This is a genomic window from Bordetella petrii, from assembly GCF_000067205.1.
Lineage (GTDB): Bacteria > Pseudomonadota > Gammaproteobacteria > Burkholderiales > Burkholderiaceae_B > Bordetella_A > Bordetella_A petrii.
In genome coordinates, this window is sequence record NC_010170.1 from 4,782,851 (window position 1) to 4,797,261 (window position 14,411).

At 67.3% G+C, this 14,411-nt stretch carries 15 protein-coding genes; 13 read left to right on the forward strand and 2 right to left on the reverse strand.

All coding sequences use genetic code 11. The features are described 5' to 3' along the window. Positions 1-8: 8 nt before the first annotated feature. Positions 9-725 carry a 7-cyano-7-deazaguanine synthase QueC gene (queC, locus tag BPET_RS22930; RefSeq protein ID WP_012251351.1) on the reverse strand — a complete coding sequence of 239 codons (717 nt, stop codon included), beginning with the start codon at positions 723-725 and terminating at the stop codon, positions 9-11. A 162-nt stretch (positions 726-887) separates the two neighbouring features. Between queC and ppc the strand changes: the two genes are divergently transcribed. The 4 genes from ppc to BPET_RS22950 all read left to right on the forward strand — a co-directional run bounded on the left by ppc (position 888) and on the right by BPET_RS22950 (position 7,818). Beyond that, entirely contained in the window at positions 888-3,743 is a 2,856-nt protein-coding gene (ppc, locus tag BPET_RS22935; RefSeq protein ID WP_012251352.1) for a phosphoenolpyruvate carboxylase, read from the forward strand. Positions 3,744-4,700: 957 nt separating this feature from the next. Next, positions 4,701-5,633 carry a 3-hydroxyacyl-CoA dehydrogenase family protein gene (locus BPET_RS22940; RefSeq protein WP_012251353.1) on the forward strand — a complete coding sequence of 311 codons (933 nt, stop codon included), beginning with the start codon at positions 4,701-4,703 and terminating at the stop codon, positions 5,631-5,633. Between the two features lie 102 nt (positions 5,634-5,735). Then, the gene (locus BPET_RS22945; RefSeq protein ID WP_012251354.1) at positions 5,736-7,073 is read left to right on the forward strand and encodes a short-chain fatty acid transporter; all 1,338 of its coding nucleotides are present in this window, start codon (positions 5,736-5,738) and stop codon (positions 7,071-7,073) included. Between the two features lie 19 nt (positions 7,074-7,092). Further along, complete coding sequence (locus BPET_RS22950; protein WP_012251355.1) at positions 7,093-7,818, forward strand: SDR family NAD(P)-dependent oxidoreductase; 726 nt, start codon at positions 7,093-7,095, stop codon at positions 7,816-7,818. A 39-nt stretch (positions 7,819-7,857) separates the two neighbouring features. On the opposite strand, the gene BPET_RS22955 is transcribed toward BPET_RS22950, so the two are convergent. Continuing rightward, positions 7,858-8,640 carry an IclR family transcriptional regulator gene (locus BPET_RS22955; protein WP_041863193.1) on the reverse strand — a complete coding sequence of 261 codons (783 nt, stop codon included), beginning with the start codon at positions 8,638-8,640 and terminating at the stop codon, positions 7,858-7,860. Between the two features lie 153 nt (positions 8,641-8,793). On the opposite strand from BPET_RS22955, the gene BPET_RS22960 reads away from it, so the two are divergent. The 9 genes from BPET_RS22960 to BPET_RS23000 all read left to right on the forward strand — a co-directional run bounded on the left by BPET_RS22960 (position 8,794) and on the right by BPET_RS23000 (position 14,402). Further along, positions 8,794-9,483, forward strand: a complete 690-nt coding sequence (locus BPET_RS22960) for a 3-oxoacid CoA-transferase subunit A (RefSeq protein WP_012251357.1) — start codon at positions 8,794-8,796, stop codon at positions 9,481-9,483. After that, entirely contained in the window at positions 9,480-10,124 is a 645-nt protein-coding gene (locus tag BPET_RS22965; protein ID WP_012251358.1) for a 3-oxoacid CoA-transferase subunit B, read from the forward strand. Before BPET_RS22960 ends, BPET_RS22965 begins: the two co-directional genes overlap by 4 nt. A gap of 19 nt (positions 10,125-10,143) precedes the next feature. Continuing rightward, the gene (gene catC / locus BPET_RS22970; protein WP_012251359.1) at positions 10,144-10,419 is read left to right on the forward strand and encodes a muconolactone Delta-isomerase; all 276 of its coding nucleotides are present in this window, start codon (positions 10,144-10,146) and stop codon (positions 10,417-10,419) included. Between the two features lie 18 nt (positions 10,420-10,437). Further along, entirely contained in the window at positions 10,438-10,734 is a 297-nt protein-coding gene (locus BPET_RS22975; RefSeq protein ID WP_012251360.1) for a YciI family protein, read from the forward strand. A gap of 28 nt (positions 10,735-10,762) precedes the next feature. Further along, positions 10,763-11,542 (forward strand): 3-oxoadipate enol-lactonase, encoded by a 780-nt coding sequence (pcaD, locus tag BPET_RS22980; RefSeq protein WP_012251361.1) that lies wholly within the window; start codon positions 10,763-10,765, stop codon positions 11,540-11,542. Positions 11,543-11,546: 4 nt separating this feature from the next. Further along, positions 11,547-12,587: a cyclase family protein gene (locus tag BPET_RS22985; RefSeq protein ID WP_012251362.1), complete on the forward strand. Its 1,041-nt coding sequence runs from the start codon at positions 11,547-11,549 to the stop codon at positions 12,585-12,587. An 85-nt stretch (positions 12,588-12,672) separates the two neighbouring features. Further along, positions 12,673-13,011: an FxLYD domain-containing protein gene (locus tag BPET_RS22990; RefSeq protein ID WP_012251363.1), complete on the forward strand. Its 339-nt coding sequence runs from the start codon at positions 12,673-12,675 to the stop codon at positions 13,009-13,011. 111 nt (positions 13,012-13,122) lie between these two features. Further along, positions 13,123-13,770 (forward strand): carbonic anhydrase, encoded by a 648-nt coding sequence (locus tag BPET_RS22995; RefSeq protein WP_012251364.1) that lies wholly within the window; start codon positions 13,123-13,125, stop codon positions 13,768-13,770. Between the two features lie 14 nt (positions 13,771-13,784). Continuing rightward, positions 13,785-14,402, forward strand: a complete 618-nt coding sequence (locus BPET_RS23000) for a glutathione S-transferase (protein WP_012251365.1) — start codon at positions 13,785-13,787, stop codon at positions 14,400-14,402. Positions 14,403-14,411 lie beyond the last annotated feature (9 nt).

Below are 14,411 nucleotides of genomic sequence, written 5' to 3' on the forward strand. Positions count from 1 at the left end.
TCAAGGGGTCAGGCATCGCCCGCCTGGTCGCGCCAGCGCTGCCAGCCGGCTTTGCGCAGCGCGCAGGCCGGGCATGTGCCGCAGCCGTAGCCCCAGTCGTGCCGCGCGCCGCGCTCGCCCAGGTAGCAGGTATGGCTGTGCTCGACAATCAACGCCACCAGGGCCTGCCCGCCTAGCTGCCTGGCCAGCGCCCAGGTGTCGGCCTTGTCGATCCACATCAGCGGCGTCTCGATGGTGACGCGCGTGCCCAGCCCCAGGCCCAGCGCCACCTGCTGGGCCTTGATGGTGTCGTCGCGGCAGTCGGGGTAGCCCGAAAAATCGGTTTCGCACATGCCGCCCACCAGCACGTCGAGCTGCCGCCGGTAGCCCAGCGCGGCCGCCAGCGCCAGAAACAGCAGGTTGCGTCCCGGCACGAAGGTATTGGGCAGCCCGTTGGCCTGCATCTCGATGGCGCGTTCGCTGGTCATGGCGGTGTCGCCCACCTGCCCGAGCACGCGCAGGTCGAGCAGGTGGTCTTCGCCCAGCCGGCCGGCCCACTGCGGAAACTGCGCGCGCAATTCGCGCAGCACGTTCAGCCGTGCATCCAGCTCGATGCGGTGGCGCTGGCCGTAGTCGAACGCCACGGTCTCGACATGGGCATAGCGGTCGAGCGCCCACGCCAGGCAGGTGGTGGAATCCTGGCCGCCGGAAAACAACACCAGCGCGCGGCGGGAATGGTTCTGCATAGACACTCTCGGGCAAAAACAGGCAAGGCGCCATGGCGGAACTGTACCGCAACGCGAAGAGTAAGAATGGCTGCGTACAATGGCCGGCGTCACTGTATTCGCTGTTTTACGTATCGCCCCAAAACCTCACCATAACCCTTTGCCCGACGGATTCCTTACCCCATGAAAGCCATCCGCCCGCAGTCTGCGACTGCCGAACCTCTGCGTCACGACATCCGGCTGCTGGGCCGGCTACTGGGACAAGTCATCCAGGCCTGCGAAGGCGAACGGGTATACGACACTATCGAGACGCTGCGCCGCACCGCGGTGCGCTTCCGGCGCGAAGGCAACGAGGCCGACGGCAAGCTGCTTGAACAGCGCGTCAAGCGCCTGCGCGGCAATGATCCGAATTCGGTGGCGCGCGCGTTCAGCTATTTCCTGCACCTGTCCAATATTGCCGAAGACCGCGACCAGAACCGCGCCCAGCGCATGCGCGCACTGGCCGACGACACGCCCGCGCGCGGCAGCCTGCGCGAAGCTGTCGCGCTGCTCAAAGAACAGGGCGTGGGCACCGCGCGCATCCGCCGCCTGCTGGCCGAAGCCCGCGTGGTGCCGGTGCTCACCGCGCACCCCACCGAAGTACAGCGCAAAAGCACGCTGGACGTGCACCGCGAAATTTCCACGCTGCTGCTGCAGCGCGAAGGCCCGCTGACCGCCGAAGAAATCGCCGACCTCGATCTCGCCCTGCTGGGCCGCGTGGCCACGCTATGGCAGACGCGCATGCTGCGCTACACGCGCCTGACCGTGGCCGACGAAATCGAGAACGCCCTGTCGTACTACCGCAGCACGTTCCTGAACGTGATTCCGCGCGTCTACGGCGAGCTCTCGCGCCTGCTGGGGCGCGATTCCGCCAAGCCTTTCGCGGCCCCGCCCGCCCCGCTGGAACCCTTTCTGCGCATGGGCAGCTGGATCGGCGGCGACCGCGACGGCAACCCCAACGTGGATGCCAGCACGCTGGAACTTGCGCTGCTGCGCCAGGCCACGGTGCTGTTCGAGTACTACCTGCAAGAAGTCCATGCCCTGGGCGCGGAACTGTCGATTACCACCCTGCTCATCGATGCCGATCCGGCCTTGCAGGCGCTGGCCGACAGCGGCGGCGACAATTCGCCGCACCGGCGCGACGAGCCCTACCGCCGTGCGCTGGTGGGCATCTACGCGCGCCTGGCAGCGACCGCCCAGCAGCTTACCGGCCGCGACCTGGCGCGCCGCGTCACCCACCCGGCGCCTGCGTACGGCGCGCCGCAAGAGCTGGCGCAAGACCTCGCCATCATCGCCGCGTCGCTGTCTGCGCACCACGCCGCGCCCATCGCGCGCCTGCGCCTGACCGGCCTGCAGCAGGCCGTCGAAGTGTTCGGCTTTCATCTGGCTACGGTAGACCTGCGGCAGAGTTCCGACGTGCACGAGCGTGTGCTGACCGAACTGTTCAAGCGCGCCGGCGCGCAGCACGACGGCAAGCCGGTGGATTACGCCCGCCTCGACGAAGACGCCCGCGTGGCCCTGCTGCGCGCCGAACTGGCGCTGGCGCGCCCGCTGGTGTCGCCCTGGCTGACCTACAGCGAAGAAACCACGCGCGAGCTGGCGGTGCTGCGCGCCGCCGCCGCGGGCCGCGCCCGCTACGGCAAGCTGGCCGTGCAGCAGACCATCGTGTCGCATACCGAAACGCTTAGCGACCTGCTCGAAGTCCTGGTCCTGCAGAAAGAAACCGGCCTGATCGTCGACCCCGAACCGGGCGCGTCCATTGCCTCGGGCGACGGCCTGATGGTGGTGCCGCTGTTCGAGACCATTCCCGACCTTCAGCGCGGCCCGGAAATCATGGCGGCCTGGCTCGACCTTCCCGAAGTGCGCCAGCGCGTCAAGCAGGCCCAGGATGGCACTCAAGAAGTCATGCTGGGGTATTCCGACAGCAACAAAGACGGCGGCTTTCTCACGTCGAACTGGGCGCTTTACCAGGCCGAGCGCGCATTGGTGGACGTATTCAGCGCGCGCGGCGTGCGGCTGCGCCTGTTCCATGGCCGCGGCGGCTCGGTAGGCCGCGGCGGCGGCTCCAGCTTCGACGCCATTCTTGCTCAACCCCCCGGCACGGTGGCCGGGCAGTTGCGCCTGACCGAACAGGGCGAGGTTATCCAGAGCAAGTACAAAGACGCCGAAGTGGGCCGCTGGCACCTGGAGCTGCTGGTGGCCGCCACGCTGGAATCGACCCTGGCGCCGCGCGCGGCCGCTACCAGCGCCGAAGACGCGCACATGGCCCATTACGGCCCGGCCATGTCGTTCATGTCGGATACCGCGCAGCGCAGCTACCGCGGCCTGGTGTACGACACGCCGGGCTTTGCCGAGTACTTTTTCGCCGCCACGCCCATCAGCGAAATCGCCGGGCTGAACATCGGCTCGCGCCCCGCCTCGCGCAAGCAGGGCCAGCGCATCGACGACCTGCGCGCGATCCCGTGGGGGTTTTCCTGGGCGCAGTGCCGCCTGATGCTGACCGGCTGGTACGGCATGGGCTCGGCCATCGAGGCCTACCTGGAAACGGGCGCCGCCGGCGCGCCCCGCTCGCGGCGCGCGCGTCTGGCGCAGTTGCGCGAGATGGCGCGCGAGTGGCCGGCCTTCCGCACTTTGCTGTCCAACATGGAGATGGTGCTGGCCAAGTCCGACCTGTCCATCGCGGCGCGCTATGCGCAACTGGTGCCCAACCGGGCGCTGCGCAACCGCATCTTCGGCCAGATCAGCGCCGAGCATGGCCGCACCATCGCGATGCTGCGCCTGCTGACGCAGCGCGAACTACTGGCCGACAACCCCGCCTTGCTGGCTTCGCTGCGTGAGCGTTTTGCCTATATCGACCCGCTGAATTACCTGCAGATCGAGCTGATCCGCCGCTATCGGAGCGCGCAGCGCGACGGCGATGGAGAGCCTGACAAGCGGGTACGGAGTGCGATTCATCTGACGATTAATGGGATTGCGGCGGGGTTGCGGAATTCGGGGTGAAGGTTGCGGTGGGTTCTTTTGACGCCGTGGCGGGCGCCTGGGGCCGGATCGGCTTCACGACGCCGTCCGGGCGCCCCGCGCGCCCGGGCCCGGCGCCGAGGCGCCTCACCGTCCCCAGGCACCCACCACGGCTGCATTGACTCCAGATCGCTACGCCGCTGGGACGGGTGGGGTTCTGGCATTCTTGTCGTCAGCCTTTTTTTAGAGAAAAACGTTGCGGGGCCGCGCGGGAAGGCCGCCCTGCGCGGCCTTCCCGCGCATTCGGGTGGTGATGGGCGGGGGGTTGCTGAGGATGAGGGGTTCGGGATCTTTGGGATTTAGGATTTTGGGGTCAGGCTCCAAAGGTGCCTGACCCCGATGTGTGCTGGGAGTATTCCAGTGGGGCAATACCCTGCGGGACGCAAACGCCCGGCAAGACAGTTCCCACCCTCAACCCACCATCGCCCGAATGCCGGATAAAGCCGCGCAGGGCGGCTTTATCCGGGGCCCGGCACGACCTTCCTCCTCCCCCTTCCGGCGGCAAACACGCAAAAACCCAACCCTTCCCGCCGCCGTTGGAAATTGCATCTTCCTTGAGTCGTGGCGGGGCGAGGGGTGGGGATGGGGCGCCTCGGGGGCGAGCGAGGGAAACCGAAGGAGGCCGCGCAGGCCGACGAGGTTGACGACGCGATGTCGGCCGCGAAGGCGGTCGACCGCCCCCGTGAAGCCCCATCCCTACCCCCCGCCCCGCCACGACGGCTAAAGAATCCAATCCCCCAACCCCGCTACCCACGCCAAACGCCGGCCCTTAATTTGTCGCCCACCCTCATTTCTTAGTACTATCAATAAATTCTATATACGTACAAATGTTCGTATATAGAACACCATATTTCCCCGCCCGCGCGGGAGTGCATCCGGAACTGGGCGTGCTGCAATGCGCCTGGCCGTCCGGCGCGAGCATTTCAAGAGCGTATCGACATGGATCTTCCTATCCAGAGCCTGGCCGTGGTCGGCGCGGGCGCTATGGGCAGCGGCATCGCGGCCCTGTTTGCGGCCAAAGGGCTCGACGTGGTGTTGATCGACCCGGTGCCCGGCGCGCTGGAGCGTGCCGCCGGCGTCATCGACCGCCAGCTTGGCGTATACGCCCCCGGGGCGGTAGCCGAAACGCGGCGCCGCATTCGCATGGAGGCCGGCCTGGAAGCCGCCTGTTCCTGCAACCTGGTCATCGAGGCCGTTCCCGAAAAACTGGAACTCAAGCGCGACGTGTTCGCGCGGCTGGATACGCTGTGCCAGCCCGCGACCATCTTCGCCACCAATACCTCGGGCCTGTCCATCAATGCCATCGCCGAAGCGGTGACGCGGCGCGAGCGCTTCGTGGGCACGCATTTCTTCACCCCCGCCGATGTCATCCCGCTGGTAGAAGTGGTGCGCAACGACGACACCGCGCCGGCCACCGTCGAGACGGTGATGGCGGCGCTGCGCTACGTGGGCAAGCGCCCCGTGCTGGTCAACCGCGACATTCCCGGCTTCATTGCCAACCGCATCCAGCACGCGCTGGCCCGCGAGGCGATGTCGCTGCTGGAAAAAGGCATTGCCAGCGCCGAAGACATCGACGAAGTGGTCAAGTGGAGCCTGGGCATCCGCCTGGCGCTGACCGGCCCGCTGGAACAACGCGACATGAACGGCCTGGACGTGCACCATGCCATCGCCACTTACCTGTACCCCGACCTGGAAAACCGCACGACGCCCTCGCCCCTGCTGGCCGGGAAAGTCGCCAGCGGCCAGATCGGCGCCAAGGCCGGCCAGGGCTTTTACGCCTGGCCCGCCGAACGCCGCGAGCAAGTCCTGCGCGACAAGAGCGCGGCCCTGGGCGAACTCGTGGCCTGGCTGAACAGCCGGCAAGACGGGTGACCCTCGCAGTTTCTCCCCTACTGACCTTTTACTGACCCGGCAAGCCGCCGCGCCAGGCGGCCCCGTTTGAACGCGCCTTACCAAGGCAAAGTTGGAAGCAGCATGAATAAACTGACGTCGTTTTTCACGGAGCTGATGCGCAAGTATCTGCCCGATCCTTTTGTGTTCGCCATCGCGCTGACACTGCTGACCGTCCTGATGGCCATGGGCATCGAAGGCCAAGGCCTGGGCCAGATCACCCGTGAATGGGGCAAAGGCTTCTGGAGCCTGCTGGCCTTCACCACGCAGATGGCCGTGATCCTGGCCATGGGCTACGTGCTGGCCACCGCGCCGCTGACCGACCGCCTGCTCGACCGCATCGTCGGCCTGGTGCACCAGCCGCGCACCGCCATTATCGTGGCTACGCTGGTGGGCGGCATCGGCAGCTACCTGAATTGGGGCTTCGGCCTGGTGATCGGCGGCGTCGTGGCGAAGAAGCTGGCGCTGAAGGTCAAGGGCGTGCACTACCCGCTGATCATCGCGGCCGCCTACAGCGGCTTCACCATGTACGGCCTGGGCCTGTCGGCCAGCATCCCGGTGCTGATCGCCACGCCCGGCCATCCCATGGCAGACCAGATGGGCATCGTGCCGCTGTCCGAGACCATTTTCTCGACGCCCATGCTGCTGACCAGCCTGGTCATCATCGTGACGCTGCCGTTGCTCAATGCCTGGCTGCACCCGCGCGCGGGCGACAAGGTCGTGGAAGTGGACCCGGCCATCGACAAATCAACCGAACCGCCTGCCGCGGGCGAACTGGCCGAGCAGAACACCATTGCCTCGAAGCTGAACAACAGCCGCCTGCTGAGCCTGCTGATCGGACTGCTGGGCGTGGCCTATGTGGCTTTCCACTTTACCGACGGCGGTTCGCTGGACCTGAACCTGATCAACTTCATCATCCTGTTCCTGGGCATTTTGCTGCTGGGCACGCCGGCCGCCTACGTGGCCAAGCTCAACGACGGCATCAAGACGATCTCGGGCATCATCCTGCAGTACCCCTTCTACGCCGGCATCATGGCCATCATGGCCGGCTCGGGGCTGGTGAACACCATCTCGCATGTGTTCGTAGACGTCGCCACGCCGGGCACGCTGCCTTTCTGGGGGCTGATCAGCTCGTTTTTCATCAACTTCTTCGCGCCCTCGGGCGGCGGCCACTGGGTGATCCAGGGTCCGTTCATGGTCGATGCCGCCAAGGAAATCGGCAGCGCGGTCAACCAGACTTCGATGGCGGTCATGCTGGGCAATGCCTGGAACGACCTGGTCCAGCCGTTCTGGATCCTGCCGGCGCTGGCGCTGTCGAAACTGAAGCTGCGCGACGTGATGGGCTACACGGTCATCATGATGCTGTGGGTAGGCGTCATCCACATCGCCGCGGTGCTCTCGTGGGGCATCCTGACTCACTGATCCGCAAGAGGCTACCCAAATGAAACCCAAGGCTTACCTGGTAACCGGCGGCAGCGCCGGCATCGGCGCCGCCATCGTGCGCGCGCTGCTCGACGCGGGCCACCGCGTGGTCAACATCGACTACCGCCTGCCGGACAATCCGCCCGAGGGGCTGGTGTCGATCCAGGCCGACCTGACCGACGAAGCGCAAACCAAGGCCGCCGCGGCCCAGGCCACGCGCGACCACGCCATTGTGGGCCTGGTGAACAACGCCGGCGCCACCCGGCCCGGCACCGCCGACACGGCCACCCTGACCGACCTGGACTACGTCGTGGCGCTGCACCTGCGCACCGCGCTGATCCTGGTGCAGGCCGTGCTGCCCGACATGCGCGCGGCCGGCTTTGGCCGCATCGTCAATATGTCGTCGCGCGCGGCGCTGGGCAAGCCCGACCGCGTGGTGTACTCGGCCACCAAGGCGGGCTTGGTGGGCATGACCCGCACGCTGGCCATGGAACTGGGCGGCGACGGCATCACCGTCAACGCCATCGGCCCCGGCCCCATTGCCACGGACCTGTTCCGCAACAGCAATCCCGACGGCGCGCCGCAGACGCAGCGCATCATCAACAGCATCGTGGTCAAGCGCCTGGGCACGCCCGAAGACGTGGCGCGCGCCGCGATGTTCTTCCTGTCGCCCGACAACGGCTTCGTCACCGGGCAGATGCTGTATGTGTGCGGCGGCACCACGCTAGGCGTGGCGCCGGTCTGAATGAACGGCCGCGCCGCCCTCGCCCCCGGCCGCCGCGCCCTAGCGGCGGCGCAGCGCCTGGTCGATCTGTTCGGCCGCGCGGCGCAATGGCGGCAAAAAGGCATCCAACATGGCCTCGCGCGAATAGCGGTTGGCATGTCCGCTGACGTTCATGGCCCCGATCACGCGGCCGCCACGATCGACGATGGGCACCGCCACCGACTGCAGGCCGGGTTCGAGTTCCTGCACCACGCAGGCATAGCCGTCGGCGCGCACCTGCGCCAGGATGCGCTTGAGCTCGCCCAGGTCGGTCACCGTGTGCGGCGTCAGGGCGCGGATATCGCTGGCGGCCAGCACGCGGTCTTGTTCGGCTGGCGGCAGCCCGGCCAGCAGCACGCGGCCCATCGACGTCACCCAGGCGGGCAGGCGGCTGCCCACCGACAGGTTGATGCTCATTACCTTGTGGGTGGACAGGCGCAGTATGTACACCACGTCGGCGCCGTCGAGCACCGACACCGAACACGATTCGCGCGTGGTCTCGGCCACTTCTTCCATATAGGGCAGCGCCAGGTCCCACAGCGGGGTGGCCGACAAGTACGAATAACCCAGCTCGAGAATGCGCGGGGTCAGCGAGAACTTGCGGTCGTCCATCGACACATAACCCAGGTGCGCCAGGGTCAGCAGAATGCGGCGCGCGCCTGCGCGCGTCAGGCCGCAGGCGGCCGCCACTTCGGACAGCGTCATTTGCGGGCGCTGGGGGCCGAACGCCCGGATCACCGACAGCCCGCGCGCGAACGATTGCACGTAGGTATCGCTGGGTTGCTGGGTTTCCTGCGTATCCATAACCATGCGTGCGCCAACCCTGATCACCACCCGGGAACACGCCAGGCGCATCCGCCTTGACACTCCCGGGTCACCATGAAACGATGTTCTTAAAAAGAACGAAAGTTCTAATAAAGAACAAATTATGACACGCCCTTTTTATCGCGGACACTCATGATCTCAAAGCTCGTTGCAAACGCGGCAGCCGCCCTGGCGGACGTACCCGACGGCGCCACCGTCCTGATTGGCGGTTTCGGCACGGCCGGCCAGCCGATGGAACTGATCGACGCCCTGCTCGAACAAGGCGCCAAAGACCTCACCATCATCAACAACAACGCCGGCAACGGCACCACCGGCCTGGCCGCGCTGCTGGGCGCGGGACGCGTGCGCAAGATCATCTGCTCGTTCCCGCGCCAGGTTGATTCGCAGATTTTCGACGGCCTGTACCGCAGCGGCAAAATCGAGCTGGAACTGGTGCCGCAGGGCAACCTGGCCGAGCGCATCCGCGCCGCCGGCGCCGGCATCGGCGCCTTCTTCACGCCCACCGGCTACGGCACGCCGCTGGCCGAAGGCAAGGAAGTGCGCGAGATCAACGGCCGCCACTACGTGCTCGAATACCCGCTGCATGCCGACTACGCACTCATCAAGGCCGACCGCGGCGACCGCTGGGGCAACCTGGTGTACCGCAAGACGGCGCGCAACTTCGGGCCCATCATGGCCAGCGCCGCGCGCGTGGCTGTCGCCCAGGTGCGCGAGATCGTCGAACTGGGCGAACTCGATCCCGAAACCGTCGTCACCCCCGGCATCTTCGTCAAGCGCGTCGTGCAGATCGACGCCGCCCCGGCCGCCAAGGAGCAGCAATGAGCAGCAAACTGACCCGCGACCAGATCGCCGCCCGCGTCGCGCAAGACATCCCCGAAGGCGCCTACGTCAACCTGGGCATTGGCCTGCCCACTCTGGTGGCCAACCACCTGCCGGCCGACCGCGAAGTCATCCTGCACACCGAGAACGGCATGCTGGGCATGGGGCCCGCCCCCGCCAAGGGCCAGGAAGACTATGACCTGATCAACGCCGGCAAGCAGCCCGTCACCGAGCTGCCCGGCTGCTCGTTCTTCCACCACGCCGACTCGTTCGCCATGATGCGCGGCGGCCACCTGGACATCTGCGTGCTGGGCGCCTTCCAGGTGTCGCAGCACGGCGACCTGGCCAACTGGCACACCGGCGCGCCCGATGCCATCCCGGCCGTGGGCGGCGCCATGGACCTGGCCATCGGCGCCAAAGACGTCTTCGTGATGATGGAGCTGCTGACCCGCGACGGCCAGAGCAAGCTGGTGGCCGAATGCAGCTACCCGCTGACCGGCGTGCGTTGCGTGTCGCGCGTGTACACCGATCTGGCCGTGTTCGACATCCGTTCCGACGGCGTCACCGTCATCGACATGTTCGGCGACATGAGCGCCGACGAGCTGCTGCGCCTGACCGGCCTGCCGCTGAAGTTTTCCCGCTGAACACGATTGGAGATAGTCCATGCTTTTCATGGTCCAGATGCAAGTGAACCTGCCCGTGGACATGCCGGCCGAACGCGCCGACAAGCTCAAGGCCGATGAAAAAGCCCTGGCGCAGCAACTGCAGCGCGACGGCAAATGGCCGCACCTGTGGCGCGTGGCCGGGCGCTACGCCAACGTCAGCATCTTCGACGTGGCCAGCAACGACGAACTGCACCAGTTGCTGTCGTCGCTGCCGCTGTTTCCGTACATGGACATCCAGGTAACGGCGCTGGCGCGCCATCCCTCGGCTATCTGATCCCTACGCGAGCCCGCCATGCCCTACATCATCGAAACCTTCGACAAGCCCGGCCACCAGGCCGTGCGCCAGCAACAGCGCGCCGCGCACCTGGAATTCCTGGATGCCAACAAGCACCTGCTGCTGGCCTGCGGCGCCAAGCTGCAGGACGACGGCCAGGATGCCGGCGGCGGGCTGTACGTGGTGGACCTCGACACGCGCGAGGCCGCCGAAGCCTTCATCGCCGCCGACCCGTTCAGCCAGGCGGGCCTGTTCGAGCGCGTAACCATCACGCGCTGGCGCAAGGCCTACGTCAACGGCCAGTGCCTGCTGTAAGCGCGGCCCGCCATTCCAGGAATCTCTTATGTCTTATGCAGACCTGAGCCACGTACGCCTGTATTACGTCATTGACGGCCCGGCCGATGCCCCCGTGCTGGTGCTGTCGAATTCGCTGGGCACGTGCGCCGACATGTGGGCGCGCCAGGTGCCGGCGCTGTCGCGACACTTCCGCGTGTTGCGCTACGACACGCGCGGCCACGGCAAGTCGTCGGTGCCCGCGGGCGAATACAGTTTTGCGCAACTGGCCGGCGACGTGGCCGAACTGCTCGACCACCTGAATATCGCGCAGGCCGACTTCTGCGGCCTGTCGATGGGCGGCCCCACCGGGCTGCAGTTGGCGCTGGACCACCCGCAGCGCGTGCGCAAGCTGGTGCTCAGCAATACCGCTGCCCGCATCGGCAGCGTCGAAGGCTGGTCGGCGCGCATCGCCGCGGTGGCGCAGAATGGCCTGGAAGCCATGGCGCCCGGGCTGGTCGAGCGCTGGCTGTCGCCGGCGTTCCGCGCCGAGCAGCCGGGCCTGACCCAGGTGCTGGTCGACATGCTGCGGCGCATTTCCAACGAAGGCTACAGCGGCAACTGCGCGGCCCTGCGCGACGCCGACCTGCGCGGGCGCCTGGGCGAAATCAAGGCGCCCACGCTGGTGATCGCCGGCACGCAAGACCCGGCGGCTACCCCGCAAGACGGCCGCGAGCTGGCCGCCGGCATCGCCGGCGCACGCTATGTAGAACTGGACACCTCGCACCTTTCCAACTGGGAAAAACCGGAAGCCTACACCCGCGCGGTGGCCGACTTCCTTACGGAGTAAGCCTATGCAACGCTGGAAGCAACGCCCCGAAGGTTCCAACTGGGGCGACTACGGCCCCGACGACCAGCTGGGCCGACTGAACCTGCTGACCGAAGCGCAGGTGCTCAAGGGCGCGCGCGAGATCCGCGCCGGCAAGACGTTCTGCCTGTCGCTGCCGCTGGACCTGCCGGGCGGCAACGTGCTGAACGCCCGCCGCCATCCGCCGCAGCTCAGTCCCACGCGGCTGCAGGACACGCCGTACCTGAACTTCCCGCTGCGCAACCTGAACCCCGACGCGGTCGACGTGCTCAGCGACGACCAGGTGCTGCTGTCGATGCAGTATTCCACTCAATGGGACTCGCTGGCCCACGTGGGCGCGCTGTTCGACGCCGACGGCGACGGCCGCGCCGAGCTTTGCTACTACAACGGCTACCGCGCCGGCACCGACATCATCGGCCCGGCCGACGCCGACCACGCGGGCTGCGGCTGCAACAGCGGCGGCCCCTCGGCCGCGCTGAAGCTGGGCGTGGAGAACCTGGCCTGGCAAGGCATGCAGGGGCGCGGCGTGCTGCTCGACCTGGCCCGCCATTTCGGCACCGGGCGCACGCTGATCGGCCACGCCGAACTCATGCAGGTGCTGCAGGCCGACGGCATTACGATCGAATCGGGCGACATGCTGGTGCTGCGCACCGGCTTTGCCGAGAAGGTCGTCGAAATGGCCGGCCAGCCCGACCCGAACGTGCTGCACGCCTACGGCGCCGCCCTGGACGGCACCGACGCGGCGCTGCTGCAATGGATTACCGACAGCGGCATCGTGGCGATCTGCGCCGACAACTATGCGGTCGAGGCCTACCCGGCGCGCGACCGCCAGGGGCCGCGCGCCATGCTGCCGCTGCACCACCACTGCCTGTTCAAGCTGGGCCTGCCGCTGGCCGAGCTGTGGTACCTGAAAGACCTGGCCGACTGGCTGCATGCCAACGGCCGCCATCATTTCATGCTGACCGCGCCGCCGCTGCGCATGCCGCATGCCATCGGCTCGCCCGTGACGCCCGTCGCAACGGTGTAGCCGGCAGGCGCCTGCCCGGCCACTGCTTGCGCCGGCGGCCGGGCCGTTCTATGGTGGAAAGCGGGCCACACACAGGGAACCCGCCATGAAGAAGATCCTGGCCACGCTGGCGCTCGCGTCGGTGCTGGCAGCCGCCACGGCCGCCGCCCAGAGCCTGCCCTACGGCGTATCCATCAGCAACCTGGCCGCCACCCGCCAGGCCGACGGCAGTTCGGTCATTACCGGCGTCGTGTCCAATCACGGCGACAAGCCCGTGCAGGGCTTGTCGGTCACCTTCGTGCTGTACGACGCCCAGGGGCGCGAAGTCGGCCGCGCCACGGGCCGGCGCGACACCGCCCTGGCGCCTGGGGAAACCTGGCAGGTGCTCGCCCCGACCCCGCACGCCTTCACTCGTTTCACCGCCCTGGACATCAAGGCGCAATGACGCCCCGCCCCGCTTGCGGCCGCGCGCGGGCCCGCGCGGCGCATGGCAAGTTTGTAAGGGTGGTGTGGGAAAATGGCGTAGCACACACGCCACAACAACAGGAACACCCCCATGTTTCCGAAACGACTTACCGAAGGCTACCAGGCATTTCTTGACGGCCGCTTCCACAACGAACGCAAACGCTACGAACAGCTGGGCGAAACTGGCCAAAGCCCCGAGATCCTGCTGATCGGCTGTTGCGATTCCCGGGTGTCGCCCGAAGTGATCTTCGACGCCGGCCCCGGCGAAATGTTCGTGATCCGCAACGTCGCCAACCTGGTGCCCCCGTACGAAGGCGAAGCCGAGTCCTCGTCGTACCACGGCACCAGCGCGGCCATCGAATTCGCGGTCAATGCGCTCAACGTCAAACACGTCGTGGTGCTGGGCCATGCATCCTGCGGCGGCGTGCGCGCCGTGTTCGACGACGCCAAGCCGCTGACCGCGATCGACTTCATCGGCAAATGGATGTCGCAGATCACCCCGGTGGCCGAGGCATTGCCGCGCACGGGCGACCGCGCCACCGACGTGCAGCAGCTGGAATGGGCCGTGGTCGAACACAGCCTGAAGAACCTGATGACCTTCCCGTCGATCCGCCGCCGCGTCGAGCGCGGCGCAATGGAGTTGCACGGCGCGTATTTCGGCGTGGCCACCGGCCTGCTGTTCCTGCGCGACCCCGCAACCGGTAAATTCGCGCCCTGCCAGCCGCAGGCGGCCGCCTGAACCAGGAACCCCGCATGAAACTGTATTTCTCGCCCGCTTCTCCCTTCGTGCGCAAATGCATGGCGGTCGCCCATGAAACCGGCCTGGTCGGCCGAATCGAAAAGCTGCCCAGCGCGGCGCATCCGGTCAACCGCGACCAGACCATCATCCCCAGCAACCCGCTGGGCCAGGTGCCCACCCTGATCACCGACGACGGCCAGGCGCTGTACGACAGCCGGGTCATCTGCGAATACCTGAACGACCTGGGCGGCGGCACGCTGTTCCCGGCCGCCGGCCCGGCGCGCTGGCAAGCGCTGGCCGACCAGGCGCTGGCCGACGGCATCCTGGGCGCGGCGTTGCTGGCTCGCTACGAAGTCACCGCGCGCCCCGAGCCCAACCGCTGGAGCGCCTGGATCGACGGCCAGATGAGCAAGGTGGCCGACGCCCTGGCGCAATTCGAGCGGCGCGCGGCCTCGCTGGCCAACCGGCTGGACATCGGCACGCTTACGCTGGGCTGCGCGCTGGGCTACCTGGATTTCCGCTACGCCGACTACGACTGGCGCAGCGCCCACCCCGGGTTGGCCGCGTGGTACGCCAGCGCCAGCCAGCGCCCGTCGCTGGCCGAAACGGCGCCGCCGGCACCCGGCGCCTGACGCGCGCCA

Excerpts from the sequence above, each read along its gene's own strand:
- BPET_RS22960 (WP_012251357.1), top strand. The coding sequence starts at position 8,794 with ATGATCTCAAAGCTCGTTGCAAACGCGGCAGCCGCCCTGGCGGACGTA.
- BPET_RS22950 (WP_012251355.1), top strand. The coding sequence starts at position 7,093 with ATGAAACCCAAGGCTTACCTGGTAACCGGCGGCAGCGCCGGCATCGGC.
- pcaD (WP_012251361.1), top strand. The coding sequence starts at position 10,763 with ATGTCTTATGCAGACCTGAGCCACGTACGCCTGTATTACGTCATTGAC.
- queC (WP_012251351.1), bottom strand. The coding sequence starts at position 725 with ATGCAGAACCATTCCCGCCGCGCGCTGGTGTTGTTTTCCGGCGGCCAG.
- BPET_RS22955 (WP_041863193.1), bottom strand. The coding sequence starts at position 8,640 with ATGGATACGCAGGAAACCCAGCAACCCAGCGATACCTACGTGCAATCG.
- BPET_RS22990 (WP_012251363.1), top strand. The coding sequence starts at position 12,673 with ATGAAGAAGATCCTGGCCACGCTGGCGCTCGCGTCGGTGCTGGCAGCC.
- BPET_RS22945 (WP_012251354.1), top strand. The coding sequence starts at position 5,736 with ATGAATAAACTGACGTCGTTTTTCACGGAGCTGATGCGCAAGTATCTG.
- BPET_RS22995 (WP_012251364.1), top strand. The coding sequence starts at position 13,123 with ATGTTTCCGAAACGACTTACCGAAGGCTACCAGGCATTTCTTGACGGC.
- BPET_RS22985 (WP_012251362.1), top strand. The coding sequence starts at position 11,547 with ATGCAACGCTGGAAGCAACGCCCCGAAGGTTCCAACTGGGGCGACTAC.
- BPET_RS22965 (WP_012251358.1), top strand. The coding sequence starts at position 9,480 with ATGAGCAGCAAACTGACCCGCGACCAGATCGCCGCCCGCGTCGCGCAA.
- BPET_RS23000 (WP_012251365.1), top strand. The coding sequence starts at position 13,785 with ATGAAACTGTATTTCTCGCCCGCTTCTCCCTTCGTGCGCAAATGCATG.
- BPET_RS22940 (WP_012251353.1), top strand. The coding sequence starts at position 4,701 with ATGGATCTTCCTATCCAGAGCCTGGCCGTGGTCGGCGCGGGCGCTATG.
- catC (WP_012251359.1), top strand. The coding sequence starts at position 10,144 with ATGCTTTTCATGGTCCAGATGCAAGTGAACCTGCCCGTGGACATGCCG.
- BPET_RS22975 (WP_012251360.1), top strand. The coding sequence starts at position 10,438 with ATGCCCTACATCATCGAAACCTTCGACAAGCCCGGCCACCAGGCCGTG.
- ppc (WP_012251352.1), top strand. The coding sequence starts at position 888 with ATGAAAGCCATCCGCCCGCAGTCTGCGACTGCCGAACCTCTGCGTCAC.